The organism is Variovorax sp. 3319, assembly GCF_031456585.1.
Lineage (GTDB): Bacteria > Pseudomonadota > Gammaproteobacteria > Burkholderiales > Burkholderiaceae_C > Variovorax > Variovorax paradoxus_P.
On sequence record NZ_JAVDUZ010000001.1, the window covers coordinates 216,313 to 231,615 of the forward strand.

Sequence of the window (15,303 nt, forward strand, 5' to 3'; positions counted from 1 at the left end):
TCGCTATGAATAACATAGCGAGCTATGCACGCTGGATGAGCGCGGCAGCCGTTTTTGCGGTAATTGCGGGTTGTGCTAGCGGCCCCCGCGCCAATCCAGCCGACCCGTTCGAGCCATTCAATCGAGGCGTTACCAGTTTCAACGACAAGGTCGACGAAGCTGTGCTGGTGCCGGTGGCCACCGCCTACCAGCGCGTGCTGCCCTCCATGGTGCGTACCGGCGTGAGTAATTTCTTCGGCAATCTGGGCGACGTCTGGAGCTTTGCCAACAGCGTGGCCCAGCTCAAGCTGCAAAACAGCGCTGAAACCTTCATGCGGGTCAACGTCAACACCTTCTTCGGGCTCGGCGGTCTCCTGGACATCGCCACCGAAGCCGGCATCGACCGCCACGAAGAAGACTTCGGCCAGACGCTGGGACGCTGGGGCGTGGGCGCGGGCCCGTACGTCGTGCTGCCGCTGCTCGGCCCTTCGACCCTGCGCGACACGGCGGCCCTGCCGGTCGACCGGGCCGGAAGCGTTATCGGGAACATGAACGACGTTGCATGGCGCAATTCGCTTTCCGTGCTCGAAGTTGTCGATACGCGAGCAAAGTACCTGCGTGCCGGCCGCCTGCTCGATGACGCAGCGCTCGACAAGTACACCTTCACCCGCGACGCCTTCCTGCAGCACCGCCGCAACGATGTCTACGACGGCAATCCGCCCGACGACGACGAAGGCGGAAAGTAAGAACTGAAACCGAGCCGAAAAGAGGCGGTTCGCTACCGGACCAGGTGTTTTCTGCTTGCATCCGGTTTCAAGGCTTCACCTGCGCTTCAGGAACCCGGTCGGCTTCAAGCCCGTCGAATACGTTCTTTCCACAGGGCGGGCCTTTCGTGTGCGCCTTGTGGATTTTCAAAACTTGAGGGAATTGCCATGAACAACAACATCTTGCAACGACGCGGCTTTGGCCGTCTTGTACTGGCCAGCGCGCTTCTTTTTGGCGCCGCCACGGCGTTCGTGCGTCCTGCACACGCTGCTGATGAAGCGCCCGATGCGCTGGTCAAGCGGCTGTCTACCGATGTGCTCGAAACCATCAAGGCCGATACCTCCATCAAGGCAGGCGACATCAACAAGATCATGCTGCTCGTCGACAGCAAGATCATGCCCAACGTCAATTTCCAGCGCATGACGGCTTCCGCCGTGGGCCCGGCATGGCGCCAGGCGACGCCCGAGCAGCAGAAGCGGCTGCAGGACGAGTTCAAGACCCTGCTCGTGCGCACGTACGCCGGCGCGCTCGACCAGGTGAGCGACCAGACGGTCACGGTTCGCCCGTTCCGCGGTTCGCCCGAAGACACCGAGGTGCTGGTGCGCACCGAGGTCAAGGGCCGCGGCGACCCGGTGCAGCTCGACTACCGCCTCGAGAAAACGCCCGGCCAGGGCGGCGGCTGGAAGGTCTACAACCTCAATGTGCTCGGCGTCTGGCTGGTCGATACCTACCGCACCCAGTTCTCGCAGGAAATCAATGCCCGCGGTATCGATGGCCTGATTGCTGCGCTTGCCGCGCGCAACAAGGGCAACAGCGGCAAGAGCTGACCCCATGCTGGTGCTGCCGACGAAACTCACCCACGACGAGGCCCCCGCCTGCATGCGCATGCTGCAGCAGGGGCTGGCGGGGCAGGCCGACACCTCGACCGTGGTCGACGCCAGCGCTTTGACGCAGTTCGATTCGTCCGCCTTGGCCGTGCTGCTGGAGTGCCGGCGCGAGTCGAGCGCGCTGGGCCGCGGTTTTGCCGTGAAGGGGCTCTCACCGCGCTTGCGTGAGTTGGCGGCCCTGTATGGCATCGCAGGTCTTTTGCCGGCGGCCCCCTGAGGCGGGTAGCCGGTAGCTCCGGTGCCCGGCGCGTCAGGGCATCCGGATGCGGCGCAGCAGCTTGCCAGGCGCGCCCGTAAAATCGCCGGCTCCCATGCCCGCGATCTCATTCCAATCGGTCTCCAAGACCTACCCCCCCTCCAGACAGCAACGGGCCCAAGGCAAACAAGGGCTGCGCGCCGTCGACGAGGTCAGCTTCCAGATCGAGCCGGGCGAGTTCTTCGGCTTGCTCGGCCCCAACGGCGCGGGCAAGACCACGCTCATCAGCATGCTGGCCGGCCTGTCGCGTCCCACCGCCGGGGCCATCAGCGTGCACGGCTTCGATGTGCAGCGCGACTTCGCCGAAGCCCGGCGCCAGCTTGGCATCGTGCCGCAAGAACTGGTGTTCGACCCCTTCTTCAACGTGCGGGAATCGCTGCGCATCCAGTCGGGCTACTTCGGTATCAAGAACAACGAAGCCTGGATCGACGAATTGCTGCAAAGCCTTGGCCTGGCCGACAAGGCCACGGCCAACATGCGCCAGCTTTCGGGCGGCATGAAGCGCCGCGTGCTCGTGGCGCAGGCCCTGGTGCACAAGCCGCCAGTCATCGTGCTCGACGAGCCCACTGCCGGCGTCGACGTGGAACTGCGGCAGACGCTCTGGCAGTTTGTTGCCAAGCTCAACAAGCAGGGCAGCACCGTGCTCCTGACCACGCACTATCTCGAGGAAGCCGAGGCGCTGTGCAGCCGTATCGCCATGCTCAAGCTGGGACGCGTGATTGCGCTCGATCGCACCAGCGAACTCCTGAAGTCCGCCGCCAGCAACGTGCTGCGGTTCAAGACCGACTCCATGCTGCCCTGGGCCATTGCCCAGCATGCACGCATTACCGGGCGCATCGTGCAACTGCCGGCACAGAACGCACATGAAGTCGAACAACTGCTGGCCGCAATCCGCGAAGCCGGCGTCGCAGTGGAAGACGTGGAAATGCGCAAGGCCGATCTCGAAGACGTGTTCATCGACCTGATGGCGGGTGAGCAAACGCCGCTGGAGGTCTCTAGATGATGGCTGTTACTGGCTGGCGCGCGCTTCTGTATAAAGAAACGCTGCGCTTCTGGAAGGTGGGTTTCCAGACGGTCGGCGCGCCGGTGCTCACCGCGCTGCTCTACCTGATGGTGTTCGGCCATGTCCTCGAAGACCACGTGAAGGTCTACGGCTCGGTCGGCTACACCGCCTTCCTGGTGCCGGGCCTCGTGATGATGAGCGTGCTGCAGAACGCGTTTGCCAACAGCTCGTCGTCCATCATCCAGAGCAAGATCATGGGCAACCTGGTCTTCGTGCTGCTCACGCCGCTCTCGCATTGGGGCTGGTTCTTTGCCTATGTGGGCTCTTCGGTCATCCGCGGGCTGGCCGTGGGGCTCGGCGTGTTTGCGGTGACTGTGTTCTTCGCCATGCCGAGCTTCGTTGCACCGGTCTGGATTCTCGTGTTCGCGCTGCTCGGCTCCGCGATGCTGGGCACACTGGGGCTCATTGCCGGGCTCTGGGCCGAAAAGTTCGACCAGATGGCCGTGTTCCAGAATTTCCTGATCATGCCCATGACGTTTCTCTCGGGCGTGTTTTATTCGATCGGCTCGCTGCCGCCTTTCTGGCAATCGGTGAGCCACCTGAACCCGTTTTTCTACATGATCGACGGCTTCCGCTACGGCTTTTTCGGCGTGAGCGACGCATCGCCCTGGCTCAGCCTGGGTATCGTCGGAGCCGCCTGGCTGGTGGTGAGCGCCATTGCCGTCCATCTCCTGAGAATCGGCTACAAAATCCGAGGCTGACCGCTTTTTTTCCAGACCCCCATGACCGCCGAACAACTCCAGGCCCTGATCCAGTCCCACCTCCCTTGCGAGCACATCACGCTCGAGGGCGACGGCCGCCACTGGTACGCCACCATTGTTTCGGCCGAGTTCGAGGGCAAGCGTGCCATTCAGCGACATCAGCGGGTCTACGCGACCCTCGGTGCGAAAATGCATACCGACGAGGTGCATGCGCTCTCCATGAAGACCTATACGCCGGCCGAATGGGCGGCGTTGGAAAAATAACTCTCCGGCCCCGCGGGGCCCTGATTTCGCTGGAAATTCGATGGACAAACTTCTGATTCGCGGCGGGCGCCAGCTTCGCGGCGAGGTACTCATTTCCGGCGCCAAGAACGCAGCCTTGCCGGAGCTGTGCGCCGCGCTGCTGACCGACCAGCCCGTGACGCTGCACAACGTGCCGCGCCTGCAGGACGTGTCGACCATGCTCAAGCTGGTGCGCAACATGGGTGTGGTGGCCGATCGCGACGACAACGGCACGGTTCAGCTCAATGCGGGCGACCTCACCAACCCCGAGGCTCCCTACGAACTTGTGAAGACCATGCGGGCGTCGGTGCTGGCTCTCGGGCCGCTGCTGGCGCGCTTCGGCCGCGCCAAGGTGTCGTTGCCGGGCGGCTGCGCGATCGGTTCGCGGCCCGTCGACCAGCACATCAAGGGCCTGCAGGCCATGGGTGCCGAGATCGTGGTCGAGCACGGCTACATGATCGCCAGCCTCCCGGCCGGGCGCAGCCGCCTGAAGGGTGCGCGCATTCTCACGGACATGGTCACCGTGACCGGCACAGAAAATTTCCTCATGGCTGCCGCGCTGGCCGAGGGCGAGACGCTGCTCGAGAACGCCGCCCAGGAGCCCGAGATCGTCGACCTGGCCGAAATGCTGATCCGCATGGGCGCGAAGATCCAGGGCCACGGCACCAGCCACATCCGCATCCAGGGTGTTGAAAAGCTGCACGGCTGCGAACACGCCGTGGTGGCCGACCGCATCGAGGCCGGCACCTTCCTTTGCGCCGTTGCGGCCACCGGCGGCGACGTGTTTTTGCGCCACGCCCGCGCCGACCACATGGACGCGGTAATCGACAAGCTGCGCGACGCCGGCTGCACGGTTGCCGCGGAAGAGGGCGGCGTGCGCATCAGTTCCACGGCCCCGGCCAGCGAGCACCTCAAGGCGCAGAGCTTCAGCACCACCGAATACCCCGGCTTTCCGACCGACATGCAGGCCCAGTTCATGGCCCTGAACGTGATTGCGCGCGGCGCCTCGATGGTTACCGAGACCATCTTCGAGAACCGCTTCATGCACGTGAACGAGATGGTGCGCCTGGGCGCGACGATCCACGTCGAGGGCAAGGTCGCCATGGTCGAAGGCGTGCCGCAGCTTTCGGGTGCCACCGTAATGGCCACCGACCTGCGCGCCTCCGCCAGCCTTGTCATTGCCGGCCTCGTGGCCGACGGCGAGACGCTGGTCGATCGCATCTATCACCTGGACCGCGGCTATGACCGCATGGAAGCCAAGCTGCGCGGCATCGGGGCCGACATCGAGCGTGTGGCGGGAGCCGCCGCATGATCACGCTGTGCATCACAGGAGTCGCAATCGTGATCACGCTTGCATCACAGGAGTCGCAATCGTGATCACGCTTGCATCACAGGAGTCGCAATCGTGATCACGCTTGCTCTGTCCAAAGGCCGCATCTTCGAAGAGACGATGCCCCTGCTGGCCGCCGCCGGCATCGAGGTTACCGAAGACCCCGACAAGTCGCGCAAGCTGATTCTTGCCACCACGCGGCCAGACGTGCGCGTGGTGCTGGTGCGCGCCTCCGACGTGCCCACCTACGTGCAGTACGGCGGCGCCGACCTGGGCGTGACGGGCTCCGATGTGCTGCTCGAGCATGGCAACCAGGGCCTGTACCAGCCGCTCGACCTGCGCATTGCCGCCTGCCGCCTCAGCGTGGCTGTGCGCGCCGACTACGACTACGCATCCGCCGTAAAGCAGGGCTCGCGCCTGCGCGTGGCCACCAAATATGTGGGCCTGGCGCGCGACTTCTTCGCCAGCAAGGGCGTGCACGTCGACCTGATCAAGCTCTACGGCAGCATGGAACTCGCGCCGCTCACGGGTCTGGCCGACGCCATCGTCGACCTGGTGTCGACTGGCAACACGCTCAGGGCCAATCACCTGGTCGAGGTCGAACGCATCATGGACATCAGCGCGCGCCTCGTCGTCAACCAGGCTGCGCTCAAGCTCAAGCGCGAGCCGATCCGCCGCATCATCGATGCCTTTGCTTCCGCCATTCCGGCGGTAGCCACGCCCTGACAAGTTTCACACCGCAGCCTCATGACACTGAAAGCAGCCCCCGCCCGTCTCTCCACGACTTCAGCCAGCTTCGATGCTGAATTCAAGGCGCGGCTGCATTGGTCTGCCGACGCGGACGCAGCCATCGAGAAGGTGGTGGCCGACATCCTGGCCGACGTGCAGAAACGGGGCGACGATGCGGTGCTGGAATACACCAACCGCTTCGACAAGCTCGGCGCCAGGACGCTGCCCGAGCTGGAGCTGACGCAGGCCGAACTGAAGGCCGCATTCGAATCGCTGCCCGCCGTGCAGCGCGACGCACTCGAAGCGGCCGCGCGCCGTGTGCGCAGCTACCACGAGGCCCAGAGGAAGGCGAGCGGCGAAAGCTGGAGCTACCGCGATGCCGACGGAACGCTGCTCGGCCAAAAGGTGACGCCGCTCGATCGCGTCGGCATCTACGTTCCCGGCGGCAAGGCGGCCTACCCGTCGAGCGTGCTGATGAACGCGATTCCGGCGCACGTGGCCGGCGTGGCCGAAATCATCATGGTCGTTCCGACTCCGGGCGGCGAGAAGAACCCGCTCGTGCTTGCCGCGGCCTATGTGGCCGGTGTGACACGCGGGTTCACCATTGGCGGTGCGCAAGCCGTGGCCGCACTGGCCTACGGCACAGCCACCATTCCCGCAGTCGACAAGATCACCGGGCCGGGCAACGCATACGTCGCGGCCGCCAAGCGCCGCGTGTTCGGCACCGTGGGCATCGACATGATCGCCGGCCCGAGCGAAATTCTCGTCCTGGCCGACGGCACCACGCCGCCCGAGTGGGTGGCCATGGACCTGTTCAGCCAGGCCGAACATGACGAGCTGGCGCAGAGCATCCTGCTGTGCCCCGATGCGGCATACATCGACCGCGTGCAGGCCGAGATCGACCGCCTGCTGCCGGCCATGCCGCGTGCCGAAATCATCGCGGCCTCGCTCAATGGCCGCGGCGCTCTCATCCACACGAAGAGCATGGAAGAGGCCTGCGAAATCAGCAACCGCATTGCGCCCGAACACCTGGAAGTCAGCAGCAGCGAGCCGAACCGCTGGGAGCCGCTGTTGCGCCATGCCGGCGCGATCTTTCTCGGCGCGTTCACCAGCGAAAGCCTGGGCGACTACTGCGCCGGACCCAACCACGTGCTGCCGACCAGCGGCACGGCGCGCTTCTCGAGCCCGCTCGGCGTCTACGACTTTCAAAAGCGCTCGAGCCTCATCGAAGTGAGCGAAGCCGGCGCGCAGGTGCTCGGCCCCATCGCCGTGACGCTGGCCGAAGGCGAGGGCCTGCAGGCGCACGCCGAAGCAGCGCGGATGCGCCTGCGCAAGATTTGAAGTTTCATAAATAGAAAACCGCTTCGGGGAGGAGCAGCCAGATGATTCATCGTCTTCATAGTTCGCGTTTTTTCAGATTTGCTGCGGGCCTCGTTGCAGGCGCGGGTTTGCTCGCCGCCTGCAGCCAGATGCCGCAGGCTCCCCGCAATGAGTCGGTGGCCCTGTCTGCAACGCCCAGCGCCGCCGCTGCCGCGCCGGCTCGGCTTGGCACCCAGTGGGGCGAGGGCATCGAGTCGAAGACCCGCACAGTCGATGCGAAGCGGCTGTCGGCACAGCCTGACGAAGTGGCCTCTCTGGGCTACAACGAAGCAGCCACCGTGCTGCGCGAAGCCGGCAACAACTCCGAACGCAGGCTCAACCTGCAACTGGCCCAAGGCGATGTCGAATGGTCGGTGCTCGACGAAAACGGCCGTCCTCTGCCAATGCAACGCGCACGCCGCAGCAGCGACATGTTCCGCATCGCGGGCATCGAAGGCGCGCGCTATACGCTGCGCTTTCGCAACCTGAGCGACCGGGCCTACGAAGTGATTGCCACCGTCGACGGCCTCGACGTGCTGAACGGCAAGCCCGGCAGCCTGCGCAACGGCGGCTATGTTCTGCAGCCGCAGCAGGTGCTCGATATTGCGGGCTTCCGCAAGAGCCAGAGCGAGGTGGCGGCCTTTCGTTTCGCCGCTCCTGGCCGCGCCTATGCAGCGAACACCGAGGCCGGCGACGTACGCAACATCGGCGTGATCGGCGCTGCGCTGTTCGAGCTCGAACTGCCCGAGGCACCACGCCGTCCGCGCCGCAATGCCGCGCCAACGCAGCCCAGCGCCTTCCCGGCCGACGACGCGTACGCACCGCCGCCGCGCTATCGAAAGTAACGCCATGAGCCGCGCCGCCGTTCCGCTGCTGCCGCGCCTGCTGGTGCTGTTGCTCGCGCTGGCGGCCGGCGCAGGCGCGCAGGCCATGAGCATCCGCGAATTGCGCACGCTCGAAGCCAACGAGAAAGACGGCAAGGCTTATGCGAGCTACTACCTCGTCGGCGTGCTCGAAGGCCTGCGCGAAGGCGTGGAGGCATCGCAGCGCAACGGGCAAAAACCCATCTTCTGCGTTGAAGGCCGCCGCCTCGAGCCGTCGATGGCGCGCTCTCTCTATCAGACCGAGCTGACCCGCAACGCCGACACCTATGAAGCCGACATGCCCGTGCAACTGGTGATGTCCGGCGCCCTCAAGAACAGCTACCGCTGCACCCGATGACCACTTCTCCTACCGCCCGCCCAATTGACCGCATCCGCTCCGACGTGCAGTCCATGCATGCCTACGCGGTGCAGGACGCGCGCGGCTTCGTCAAGCTCGACGCCATGGAAAATCCGTTCGGCCTGCCACCCGCGTTGCAGGCCGAACTCGGTGCTCGGCTGGGCGCCCTGGCGCTCAACCGCTACCCAGGCGAGCGCGGCGGTGACCTGCAGCGCGCGCTGGCCGTGCATGCGCACATGCCCGAAGGCTTTGCGCTGATGCTGGGCAACGGCTCCGACGAACTGATTTCGCTGCTGGCCATCGCATGCGATGTACCGGGCGCCACGCTGTTGGCGCCGGTGCCCGGCTTCGTGATGTACGCCATGAGCGCGCAGTTGCAGGGCCTGCGCTTCGCCGGCGTGCCGCTCACGGCCGATTTCGAGCTCGACGAGGCGGCGATGCTCGCTGCCATCGCGCGCGAGAAGCCGGCCATCGTGTACCTGGCTTATCCGAACAATCCGACCGCCAACCTCTGGAACGACGACGTCATCGAAAAGATCGTCGAAGCCCAGGGCAAGCAAGGCGGCTTGGTGGTGATCGACGAGGCCTACCAGCCCTTTGCCGCCAGGAGCTATATCGACCGTATCGCGCGGCACGGGCATGTGCTGCTGATGCGTACGCTCAGCAAATTCGGCCTGGCGGGCATTCGCCTCGGCTACCTCATGGGGCCGGCCGAGCTGATCGCGCAGATCGACAAGGTGCGCCCGCCCTACAACATCAGCGTGCTCAACTGCGAATGCGCTCTGTTTGCGCTCGAGCATGCCGAAGTGTTCGAAGCCCAGGCACGGCAAATTCGCGAAGAGCGTCACCGCCTCATGATGGGGCTGGGCCGGCTCGCGGGCGTGAAGGTGTGGCCCAGCGACGCCAACATGGTCCTCGTGCGGGTACCCGATGCCGCCAAGACCTTCGAGGGCATGAAGGCGCGCGGGATTCTGGTGAAGAACGTTTCTAAAATGCACGAACTGCTCGCAAATTGCCTGCGCCTCACCGTCGGAACGTCCGACGAGAATGCGCGGATGCTCGCGGCACTCGAAGCCTCACTATGACCACCCCACAAACAGCTGACACCGACACCGGCACCGCCGCGCGCACCGCTTCGGTCACCCGCAACACCGCCGAAACCAAGATCACCGTCAGCGTCAACCTGGACGGCACCGGCCGCGCCAAGCTCTCCACCGGCATCGGCTTTTTCGACCACATGCTCGACCAGATCGCCCGCCACGGCCTGATCGATCTCGACATCGATTGCCAGGGCGACCTGCACATCGACGGCCACCACACAGTGGAAGACGTGGGCATCACGCTCGGCCAGGCGGTTGCCAAGGCCGTGGGCGACAAGAAGGGCATTCGCCGCTACGGGCATGCCTATGTGCCGCTGGACGAAGCGCTGAGCCGCGTCGTCATCGATTTTTCGGGCCGCCCGGGGCTGGTAATGCACGTGCCGTTCACCAGCGGCATGATCGGCACCTTCGACAGCCAGCTCACCTACGAGTTCTTCCAGGGTTTCGTCAACCATGCGTTCGTCACGCTGCACATCGACAACCTGAAGGGCGTGAACGCGCATCACCAGTGCGAGACGGTGTTCAAGGCTTTTGCGCGCGCAATGCGCGGCGCGCTCGAGCTCGATCCGCGCTCCGTGGGCGTCATTCCCTCGACCAAGGGTTCGCTCTGAAAATTTCCAGCGAACAGCTATGAAATCTGTAGCAAATACCGTTGCTGTCGTCGACTACGGCATGGGCAACCTGCATTCGGTGTCCCAGGCGGTACGGCATGCAGCCGACCAGGTGGGCGTCGAGGTCTTCGTTACTTCCGACCCCGAGGTGGTGCGCAAGGCCACCCGCGTGGTGCTGCCGGGGCAGGGCGCCATGCCCGACTGCATGCGCGAACTGCATGACTCGGGTCTTCAGGAATCGGTTCTCGAGGCCGCGGCGAGCAAGCCGCTCTTCGGCGTGTGCGTGGGCATGCAAATGCTGCTGTCTCGCAGCGACGAAGGTCCGACCGACGGCTTGAACCTGATTCCCGGCGAGGTCGTCAAGTTCGACCTGGCCGGCAGGCTGCAGCCCGATGGCAGCCGTTTCAAGGTGCCCCAGATGGGCTGGAACCAGGTGCGCCAGGCCCAGCCGCACGCCGTGTGGGCGGGCATTCCCGACCAGAGCTATTTTTATTTCGTGCACAGCTTCTACGCTCGGCCGACGGACTCCCGGCACAGCGTGGGCGAGGCGGATTACGGAGCATGCTTTACCGCAGCCATCGCACGCGATAACATTTTTGCCACCCAGTTCCACCCGGAGAAGAGTGCGGACCACGGGTTGCAGCTCTATCGAAATTTCCTCCACTGGAATCCCTGACCTTATATTTCCGACCGGGCCGAACCTTCCTCAGCCCGGATTCCGCACACTCGCGTCACTTCCATGCTCCTCATTCCCGCCATTGATCTCAAAGACGGCCATTGCGTTCGCCTCAAACAAGGCGACATGGACCAGTCCACCATCTTCAGCGAAGACCCTGCCGCCATGGCACGCAAGTGGGTCGAGGCCGGCGCACGGCGGCTGCACCTGGTCGATCTGAATGGCGCATTTGCCGGAAAGCCGCAGAACCATGCGGCCATCAAGGCAATCCTGCGCGAGGTGGGCGACGACATTCCGGTGCAGCTGGGTGGCGGCATCCGCGACCTGGACACCATCGAGCGCTACATCGACGATGGCCTGCGCTACGTGATCATCGGCACCGCCGCGGTCAAGAACCCCGGTTTCCTGAAGGACGCCTGCGTAGCTTTCGGCGGCCACATCATCGTGGGGCTCGACGCCAAGGACGGCAAGGTTGCCACCGACGGCTGGAGCAAGCTCACGGGCCATGAGGTGGCCGACCTGGGCAAGAAGTTCGAGGACTATGGGGTCGAGTCGATCATCTACACCGACATCGGCCGTGACGGCATGCTCTCGGGCATCAACATCGACGCCACCGTAAAGCTGGCCCAGGCGCTGACCATCCCGGTGATTGCCTCGGGTGGCCTGTCGAACATGGCCGACATCGACCAGCTTTGCGCGGTCGAATCCGAAGGCGTCGAAGGCGTGATCTGCGGCCGCGCCATCTATTCGGGCGACCTCGATTTCGCCGCTGCGCAAGCGCGCGCGGACGAACTCGCCGGCGTCTGAGGCTCTTGTGTAGCGCGGCGTGCTCTCCGCGCTTGCCATTGCCAATTACCGGTCGCTGCGCCAGCTGACGGTGCCGCTCGGGCGGCTCACGGTGGTAACCGGGCCCAACGGCAGCGGCAAGTCCAGCGTGTACCGCGCAATGCGGCTTTTGGCCGACATTGCCAACGGCGGCGTCGTCCGCTCGCTGGTGCGCGAAGGCGGGCTTTCTTCCACACTTTGGGCGGGGCCCGAACGCTTTTCAGCCGCCATGCTGCGCGGCGATGCCCCGGTGCAGGGCACCGTCCGCAGTGAGCCGGTTAACTTGCGACTGGGGTTCTCGGGCGTTGAAGCGAGCGACTTCGGCTACGCCATCGACATCGGCCTGCCACCGCCTGTTCCGGCCACTGCGTTTTCACGCGATCCCGAAATCAAGCGTGAGGCCATCTGGAGCGGCCCGGTGCTGCGGCCCGCCACGCAACTGGTCGACCGCAAGGGCGCCTCGCTGCGGCTGCGAGGCGAACGCAGCGGAAGCTGGGATGCGGTGGGCCGTCCTATCGCCCAGTTCGCCAGCATGATGACCGAGTACGCCGATCCGCTTGCCGCACCCGAGATGCTCACCCTGCGCGAGCAGATGCGCTCCTGGCGCTTCTATGACCACTTTCGCTCCGACGCCGATGCGCCCTCGCGCCAGCCGCAGATCGGTACCTACACGCCAGTGCTTGCCAACGATGGCGCCGACCTGGCCGCCGCGCTGCAGACCATTCGTGAGATTGGCGACAGCGATGCGCTCGACCGCGCCGTGGACGACGCGTTTCCGGGTGCCCGCATCCAGGTGCGGGTGAACGAAGACCGCTTCGAGACGCTGATGCACCAGCACGGCCTGCTGCGGCCGTTGACTGCAGCGGAGCTCTCGGACGGCACCTTGCGCTACCTGCTCTGGATTGCCGCACTGCTCACGCCGCGGCCGCCGGCGCTGCTGGTGCTCAACGAGCCCGAAACCAGCCTGCATCCCGACCTGCTGCCTGCGCTCGGCCGGCTGATTGCGCAGGCGGCGCGCGAGTCGCAGATCATCGTCGTGTCGCACGCCCCGCAGCTGATTGCAGCGCTCGAAGACAGCGAAAACCTGCAATCGGTGGTGCTCGAAAAGCGCTTCGGCGAAACCCGCATCGCCAATCTCGACATGAGCGAGATCCCGCACTGGGCGTGGCCTGCGCGGTGAGCGCGGGCCTGGCTATTCCGCCTTCACCGCCATCGTCTGGATGATCGCCTCCAGCTGCGCGCTCATTGGCAGGTTGATGCTTTCTCCCGTGGGCAGCTTGCGCAGAAACCAGCGCTTGTACTGGCGTTCGATCTCGCCGTCCTGCGCCAGTACCTGGAAGGTGTCGTTGATCACCTTGCCCAGTTGCGCGTCGCCCTTGCGGTACATGATGCCGTAGGGATCGTAGGAGAGGTAGTCGCCCACCACCTCGTAGTCGGCCTTGGCGGCGTCCCGGGCAACCAGGCCGTAGAGCAGCACGTCGTCGGTGGCAAAGGCGTCGGCCTGGCCGCTTTTCACCAGCCCGAACGAATCGGCGTGGTCCCGCGCTACAAGCAGGTCGATGCCGAGCTTGAACTTCTGCGAAAGCTCGCGCAGCGTCTTCTCGTTGGTGGTGCCCGCGGTGACGGCCACCCGTTTGCCGGCCAGGTCGCGAAACGACTTGATCGGCGAGCCCTTCTTCACCAGCACCTTGGTGCCCGAGACGAAAATCGTTGGCGAAAAGCTCACGCGCTTCTGGCGCTCGAGGTTGTTGGTGGTCGAGCCGCATTCGAGGTCGACCGTGCCGCGTTCGACCGCTTCGATGCGCGAATCCGAAGTCACCGGCACCCACTTGACCACGAGGCTCCTGTTCACCGCCTCCTCAATGGCCGTGACCAACTCCCGGCAGAGCTCGATCGAATAGCCGACAGGTTCCTGGCGTGCATTGAGAAACGAAAACGGCACCGAAGACTCGCGGTAGCCAATGGTGATGGCGCCGCTCCCGCGTGCTTTGGCGAGGGTGCCGGTCAGCATTGCAGGAGCTTCTTGCGCCCGCGCGGTGGCCGCCGTGGCAAGGGCAACAACCGCCAGCAGGCCGGCAATGAAAACCGGCAGCATGGCCTTGGGCTTCATGGCGAGCCTCACGCGTGGGCGGGGTGGGCAAGGGTAGCGGCGGCTTCCTCGTCCAGGGTCTTGGCATTGGCTGCTGCGTCGCTTTCCGAGAGCAACTCTCCTTCCCACTTGGCAACCACGGCGGTGGCGATGGAGTTGCCCACCGCGTTGGTGGCCGAGCGCCCCATGTCCAGGAAAGTGTCCACGCCCAAGATCAGCAGCAGGCCGGCTTCCGGAATGTCGAAGTGGTTGAGCGTGGCCGCAATGACCACCAGCGAGGCGCGCGGCACCCCGGCCATGCCTTTGGAGGTGAGCATCAGGATCAGCAGCATGGTGACCTGCGTCGTCAGCGGCATGTGGATGTTGTAGGCCTGCGCAATGAAGAGCACCGCAAAGGTGCAATACATCATCGAACCGTCGAGGTTGAACGAGTAGCCCATGGGCATCACGAAGCTCGAGATCTTGCGCTTCACGCCGAAACGGTCGAGCGCCTGCAGGATCTTGGGGTAGGCCGCCTCCGAACTGGCAGTGGCAAACGACAGCAGAAAGGCTTCCTTGATGAGAACCATCAGCTTGAACACGCGCGGACCCAGGAACGTGAGGCCCGCGAGGATCAGCACGCCCCACAGCACGAACAGCCCCAGGTAGAAGTCGCCCATGAAAACGGCAAACTTGAGCAGGATGCCCAAGCCGTTGGTTGCCACGGTGGCGGCCATGGCGGCCATTACCGCAAGGGGCGCCAGCTTCATCACGTAGCCCGTGATCTTGAGCATGGCGTGCGAGAGCTCGTCGATGGCGGCCACCAGCGTCTTGGCCCTGTCGCCGAGCGAGGCGAGTGCAACGCCGAAGAACATCGAGAACACCACGATCTGCAGGATCTCGTTGTTGGCCATGGCTTCGGCGAAAGACTTGGGCACCATGTGGCTCACGAAGTCCTTGAGCGTGAACTTGGCTGTGGCCAGGTTGGCCGAAGCACCGATGTCCGGCAACGGCAGGCCAAGGTTTTCGCCCGGTTTCAGCACGTTGGCCATCACAAGGCCGATGACCAGCGAGATCAGCGAAGCCGTGAAGAACCAGCCAAGCGACTTGCCGAACACACGGCCCACCGACTTGGCGTCGCCCATGTGCGCAATGCCTACCACCAGCGTGGAGAACACGAGCGGGCCGATCAGCATCTTGATGAGGCGCAGAAATACGTCTGACACGATCGACACGTAGCCTGCAATCTGCGCTGCGGCTTTCTTGTCCGGAAAGCTCGTGAAGATCATGTAGCCGACAAAAATGCCGAGCACCATGGCAACCAGGATCCAGATGGCGGACGGCAGTTTTTTCTTCATGCGTTTCTCTATGGTTATGTATGGTTTTGGAGGTTTGCGCGGGCCTGCCGGCATCTGCGCCTTGTGAGGCCGGCAAAAGGGTATCCAAGAAGA

At 64.5% G+C, this 15,303-nt stretch carries 18 protein-coding genes; 16 read left to right on the forward strand and 2 right to left on the reverse strand.

The features are described 5' to 3' along the window. Nucleotides 1-5 precede the first annotated feature (5 nt). From J2X67_RS01000 to J2X67_RS01075, 16 genes are all read left to right on the forward strand, one after another. The gene (locus tag J2X67_RS01000; RefSeq protein WP_309949693.1) at nucleotides 6-725 is read left to right on the forward strand and encodes a VacJ family lipoprotein; all 720 of its coding nucleotides are present in this window, start codon (nucleotides 6-8) and stop codon (nucleotides 723-725) included. Between the two features lie 186 nt (nucleotides 726-911). After that, a complete protein-coding gene (locus J2X67_RS01005; RefSeq protein WP_309949694.1) occupies nucleotides 912-1,571 on the forward strand; it encodes an ABC transporter substrate-binding protein in 660 nt (219 codons plus the stop codon). Nucleotides 1,572-1,575: 4 nt separating this feature from the next. After that, nucleotides 1,576-1,848 carry an STAS domain-containing protein gene (locus J2X67_RS01010; RefSeq protein ID WP_309949696.1) on the forward strand — a complete coding sequence of 91 codons (273 nt, stop codon included), beginning with the start codon at nucleotides 1,576-1,578 and terminating at the stop codon, nucleotides 1,846-1,848. Nucleotides 1,849-1,942: 94 nt separating this feature from the next. After that, on the forward strand, nucleotides 1,943-2,890 hold the full coding sequence (locus J2X67_RS01015) for an ABC transporter ATP-binding protein (RefSeq protein ID WP_309949698.1): 948 nt from the start codon (nucleotides 1,943-1,945) through the stop codon (nucleotides 2,888-2,890). Beyond that, nucleotides 2,887-3,651: an ABC transporter permease gene (locus J2X67_RS01020; RefSeq protein ID WP_309949699.1), complete on the forward strand. Its 765-nt coding sequence runs from the start codon at nucleotides 2,887-2,889 to the stop codon at nucleotides 3,649-3,651. Before J2X67_RS01015 ends, J2X67_RS01020 begins: the two co-directional genes overlap by 4 nt. Before the next feature lie 21 nt (nucleotides 3,652-3,672). After that, nucleotides 3,673-3,915, forward strand: a complete 243-nt coding sequence (locus J2X67_RS01025) for a BolA family protein (protein WP_012746311.1) — start codon at nucleotides 3,673-3,675, stop codon at nucleotides 3,913-3,915. A 40-nt stretch (nucleotides 3,916-3,955) separates the two neighbouring features. After that, on the forward strand, nucleotides 3,956-5,245 hold the full coding sequence (gene murA / locus J2X67_RS01030; protein ID WP_309949701.1) for a UDP-N-acetylglucosamine 1-carboxyvinyltransferase: 1,290 nt from the start codon (nucleotides 3,956-3,958) through the stop codon (nucleotides 5,243-5,245). Between the two features lie 93 nt (nucleotides 5,246-5,338). Next, the gene (hisG, locus tag J2X67_RS01035) at nucleotides 5,339-5,989 is read left to right on the forward strand and encodes an ATP phosphoribosyltransferase (RefSeq protein WP_309949703.1); all 651 of its coding nucleotides are present in this window, start codon (nucleotides 5,339-5,341) and stop codon (nucleotides 5,987-5,989) included. A gap of 21 nt (nucleotides 5,990-6,010) precedes the next feature. Continuing rightward, entirely contained in the window at nucleotides 6,011-7,333 is a 1,323-nt protein-coding gene (gene hisD, locus J2X67_RS01040) for a histidinol dehydrogenase (protein ID WP_309949705.1), read from the forward strand. 41 nt (nucleotides 7,334-7,374) lie between these two features. Then, on the forward strand, nucleotides 7,375-8,196 hold the full coding sequence (locus tag J2X67_RS01045; protein WP_409050452.1) for a hypothetical protein: 822 nt from the start codon (nucleotides 7,375-7,377) through the stop codon (nucleotides 8,194-8,196). Between the two features lie 4 nt (nucleotides 8,197-8,200). Then, a complete protein-coding gene (locus tag J2X67_RS01050; protein WP_309949710.1) occupies nucleotides 8,201-8,572 on the forward strand; it encodes a hypothetical protein in 372 nt (123 codons plus the stop codon). Further along, nucleotides 8,569-9,657 carry a histidinol-phosphate transaminase gene (gene hisC / locus J2X67_RS01055; protein WP_309949713.1) on the forward strand — a complete coding sequence of 363 codons (1,089 nt, stop codon included), beginning with the start codon at nucleotides 8,569-8,571 and terminating at the stop codon, nucleotides 9,655-9,657. The genes J2X67_RS01050 and hisC overlap by 4 nt, the downstream gene beginning before the upstream one ends. Further along, nucleotides 9,654-10,283 (forward strand): imidazoleglycerol-phosphate dehydratase HisB, encoded by a 630-nt coding sequence (gene hisB, locus J2X67_RS01060; protein WP_309949716.1) that lies wholly within the window; start codon nucleotides 9,654-9,656, stop codon nucleotides 10,281-10,283. Before hisC ends, hisB begins: the two co-directional genes overlap by 4 nt. Before the next feature lie 19 nt (nucleotides 10,284-10,302). Continuing rightward, nucleotides 10,303-10,959 (forward strand): imidazole glycerol phosphate synthase subunit HisH, encoded by a 657-nt coding sequence (hisH, locus tag J2X67_RS01065; RefSeq protein WP_309949719.1) that lies wholly within the window; start codon nucleotides 10,303-10,305, stop codon nucleotides 10,957-10,959. A gap of 63 nt (nucleotides 10,960-11,022) precedes the next feature. Continuing rightward, the gene (hisA, locus tag J2X67_RS01070; RefSeq protein WP_126745541.1) at nucleotides 11,023-11,766 is read left to right on the forward strand and encodes a 1-(5-phosphoribosyl)-5-[(5-phosphoribosylamino)methylideneamino]imidazole-4-carboxamide isomerase; all 744 of its coding nucleotides are present in this window, start codon (nucleotides 11,023-11,025) and stop codon (nucleotides 11,764-11,766) included. 19 nt (nucleotides 11,767-11,785) lie between these two features. Then, nucleotides 11,786-12,964, forward strand: coding sequence for an AAA family ATPase (locus J2X67_RS01075; RefSeq protein WP_309949720.1), 1,179 nt, complete (start codon nucleotides 11,786-11,788; stop codon nucleotides 12,962-12,964). 12 nt (nucleotides 12,965-12,976) lie between these two features. Here J2X67_RS01075 and J2X67_RS01080 read toward each other — a convergent pair whose 3' ends face one another. Both J2X67_RS01080 and J2X67_RS01085 read right to left on the reverse strand, forming a co-directional pair. Then, nucleotides 12,977-13,894, reverse strand: a complete 918-nt coding sequence (locus J2X67_RS01080; protein WP_309949722.1) for an amino acid ABC transporter substrate-binding protein — start codon at nucleotides 13,892-13,894, stop codon at nucleotides 12,977-12,979. A gap of 8 nt (nucleotides 13,895-13,902) precedes the next feature. Then, a complete protein-coding gene (locus J2X67_RS01085) occupies nucleotides 13,903-15,210 on the reverse strand; it encodes a dicarboxylate/amino acid:cation symporter (protein WP_309949724.1) in 1,308 nt (435 codons plus the stop codon). Between the last annotated feature and the right edge of the window lie 93 nt (nucleotides 15,211-15,303).